Annotated in this window: 3 protein-coding genes; all 3 read left to right on the forward strand. The window is 69.4% G+C overall.

The genetic code is table 11. From position 1 onward, the window contains the following. Nucleotides 1-245 precede the first annotated feature (245 nt). Nucleotides 246-1286: a uridine-preferring nucleoside hydrolase UriH gene (gene uriH / locus D477_RS20280; RefSeq protein WP_005274949.1), complete on the forward strand. Its 1041-nt coding sequence runs from the start codon at nt 246-248 to the stop codon at nt 1284-1286. A 53-nt stretch (nt 1287-1339) separates the two neighbouring features. Next, nucleotides 1340-2710, forward strand: coding sequence for a uridine transporter UriT (gene uriT, locus D477_RS20285; RefSeq protein WP_052510868.1), 1371 nt, complete (start codon nt 1340-1342; stop codon nt 2708-2710). Continuing rightward, on the forward strand, nt 2707-3544 hold an 838-nt coding region (locus D477_RS20290), incomplete at its 3' end, for a ribokinase (RefSeq protein ID WP_005274953.1). The genes uriT and D477_RS20290, both read left to right, overlap by 4 nt.

Raw genomic sequence — 3544 nt, forward strand, 5'->3', positions numbered from 1 at the left:
GCTGTCGAAACGCCCGCGCGCGCCGCAACCATGGCTGCTGTCACGCGGCGTGGACGGCTCTGGCGCTGCTGAAGGGCCCCCGGGTATCCATACCTTCATCGTAGACGCTTCACTCCAACCGGCGCATCAAGCGTTTGACGCCCCTCTTCGTCAAGCGTTTGACGCATCCCGATGTGAGGTGCCAAACTCACTGTGACTGTTTCAAGAACCCGCCCTCTGCGGGCCCCGATGACGTGGAGAGAACCATGGACGCCAACGCCATGAACCGTGAACGCAAGAAAATCATCCTGGACTGCGACCCCGGGCACGACGACGCCGTGGCATTGCTCCTGGCCCACGGCAACCCGGACATCGAGCTCCTCGCGGTGACCACCGTCGTCGGAAACCAGACGCTGGAAAAGGTCACCCGAAACGCGCTCTCCGTGGGCACTATCGCCGGCATTACCGGCGTCCCCTTCGCCGCCGGCTGCGACCGCCCGCTGGTGCGCACCATCGAAACCGCGCCGGACATCCACGGCGACTCCGGCATGGACGGCCCCGCCCAGCCCGAGTCCGCGATCGCTCTCGACCCGCGCCACGCCGTCGACCTCATCATCGAAACGGTCATGGCGCACGAGCCCGGCACCGTCACGCTCGTCCCGACGGGCGGCCTGACCAACATCGCGATGGCCGCCCGCAAGGAGCCGCGGATCGTCGAGCGCGTGAAGGAAGTCGTGCTGATGGGCGGCGGCTATCACGTGGGCAATTGGAGCGCTGTGGCCGAATTCAACATCAAGATCGACCCCGAGGCCGCGCACATCGTCTTCAACGAGAAGTGGCCCGTGGTCATGGTCGGGCTGGACCTGACCCACCAGGCGCTGGCCACCCCGGACGTCGTTGCGCAGATCGAGGCGGTCGGCACCGGCCCCGCCCGGTTCGTCCGCGAGCTGATGGACTTCTTCGCGCAGACCTACAAGGACGCGCAGGGCTTCGACCACCCGCCGGTCCACGACCCGTGCGCCGTGGCCTACGTGATCGATCCGAGCGTGATGACCACGCGCAAGGTGCCGGTCGACATCGAATTGCAGGGCACGCTGACCCTGGGCATGACCGTGGCCGACTTCCGCGCCCCGGCGCCGGCCGACTGCCACACGTCCGTCGCCGTGGACCTCGACCGCGAAAAGTTCTGGAACCTGGTCACCGACGCACTCATCCGCATCGGCGACGTGGTGCCCGGAGTGCCGGTTTCTCCGCGGACGACGGCGGCCGGTCCCTCTGCGGCGGCCCCCACCCGGGCGGTGGCGTAGTGAGCACCACTCTTCGCGAGACGAAGACCTCGCGCGGGACCACCGCCGCGCTGATGGCCGCCCTGCTGACGGCCTGCGTGGCCTTCCAGCTGAACGCCTCCATGCTCAGCCCGGCGCTGGTCACCATGGGCGAGGAACTGCAGACGGACCAGGCCTCCATCGGCCTGTCGCAGACCTGGTTCTTCACCACCGCAGCGCTGTTCTCCCTCTTCCTGCCGCGGCTGAGCGACGTGGTCGGGCGGAAGCGGATCCTGGTCGGCATGATGCTGCTGACCGCGGTCGGTTCCGTGATCGCCGCGCTCGCCCCGGACGTGACCTGGCTGTTCGTCGGCCGCATCGTCCAGGGCGTCAGCGGGCCGACCGTGCCGCTGTGCCTGATCATGCTGCGCACCGCCGTTGCCAATCCGAAGTCCTACGGCGCGATGATGGGCGTCATCCTGGCCGTCAACGGCGGCGTGGCCGGCGTCGATTCCTTCCTCGGCGGCTACATGGCCGAGCACTACGGCTTCCGCAGCATCTTCTGGCTGATGGTGGTCCTCGCTGTGATCGCCGCGGTCCTGGTCGCCGTGCTCACCGACGAGAGCAAGCCGCAGGCCGGCACCGCGATGGACTGGCGCGGCGTGTTCTTCATCGTCGTGGCCGTCGGCGCCATGCTGACTGCGCTGAACGAGGCAGCCAAGCTGGTCGGCGCCTTCTCCACCGGCACGCTGCTCCTTTCGCTGGTGCTGATCGCCGTCGCGGCCGCCGCGTTCCTGGCCTTCTGGCGCACGGAGAAGCACGCGAAGCAGCCCATGGTCGAGATCGTCCACCTGCGCCAGCGCTCCACCTGGGCTCCGCTGCTCACCACGGTCCTGACCATGACCGGCATCTTCGCCGTGATCAACGGGATTGTGCCCGCCTACGTGCAGGCCGCCGCGCCAGGGTTCGGCATCGGCCCGACCGAGACGGCGCTGCTGATCCTGACCCCGTACGCCCTGCTGGGCTGGGTCTTCGGCCCGATCAGCGGCCGCCTCGCCCCGACCTTCGGGTACAACAAGGTGCTGCGCATCGGCCTGCTCGGCAGCATCGCGGCCCTGGCCATCATCGTATTCTTCGGCCTGGACAACCTGCCGCTCATGGTGACCGGCACCGTGCTGCTGGGCATCATGTACGCCGGCACCGCCAACATCATGCTCAACGGCCTCGGCGTGGTGCTCTCGCCCCCGGGCAACCCCGGTTTCCTGCCCGGCATGAACGCTGGCGCCTTCAACCTCGGCGCCGGGCTGAGCTTCCTGGTGCTGCCCGCAGTGCTCGTGGGCACCTCGGCGCTGGGCGACCGCGGCTCCTACCTGACGGTGGTCACCGTCGGCCTGGTCATCACGATTGCCGCCTTCGCCGCCTCACTGCTGATCCCCAAGCCTGTTGACGCGGAGGTGGAGAAGTGACCGGGAACGGACGCATCGTCGTCGTTGGTTCACTGAATGCGGACCTGACCATCTACACCGAGCGGCTGCCCAACCCCGGCGAGACCGTGCACGGCGAGGGCTTCGGCGTGAACGCGGGCGGCAAGAGCGCCAACCAGGCCGTCGCCGCGGGCCAGCTCGGCGGCGCCGTCAGCCTGATCGGTGCCGTGGGCGGCGACGCCAACGGGGACATGCTGCTCGCGTCCGCCGCGGCGGCCGGCGTGGACGTGTCCCGGGTGCGCCGCGCCGACGGCGTGCCCACCGGCGTCGCCCTGATCACCGTGGACGCCGCGGGGGAGAACACCATCGTCTACTCTGCCGGCGCCAACGGCACGGTGGCTCCGGCCGACATCGCAGCCGCCCGGGATGCCTTCGACGGTGCCGCCGTGGTCTGCCTCTGCCTCGAGGCCGGGCTGGAGACAGTGGAAGCTGCCGCCCAGGCGGGGCACGACGCCGGAGCTACCGTCCTGCTCAATCTCTCGCCTTACGCTGCGGTTCCGCAGAGCCTGGCCGCCCTCAGCGACGTCCTGCTGGTCAACACGCACGAAGCTTCACTCTTCCTTGGCGCCGAGATGCCTGCCGCCGACGCTGAGGCTGCCGCATGGGAGCCGGTCCTGCGCCAGTTCGCCGAGCGCGGGCAGGGCCGGTCCGTGATCACGCTGGGCGCCCACGGGTCAGTGGTGCTCGATTCGTGCGCCGCCGCCGACCGCCGGATCACGCGCATCGCTCCCACGAAGGTCGACGCCGTTGACACCACCGGCGCCGGTGATGCCTTCACCGGCGCCCTCGCCGCCCGGCTCGCCGCGGGGGACCAGC

The organism is Arthrobacter crystallopoietes BAB-32 (assembly GCF_000328305.2).
In the GTDB taxonomy this organism is placed as follows: domain Bacteria; phylum Actinomycetota; class Actinomycetes; order Actinomycetales; family Micrococcaceae; genus Crystallibacter; species Crystallibacter crystallopoietes_A.

Coding starts and splice junctions, on each gene's coding strand:
- uriH (WP_005274949.1), top strand. CDS start 246: ATGGACGCCAACGCCATGAACCGTGAACGCAAGAAAATCATCCTGGAC.
- uriT (WP_052510868.1), top strand. CDS start 1,340: ATGGCCGCCCTGCTGACGGCCTGCGTGGCCTTCCAGCTGAACGCCTCC.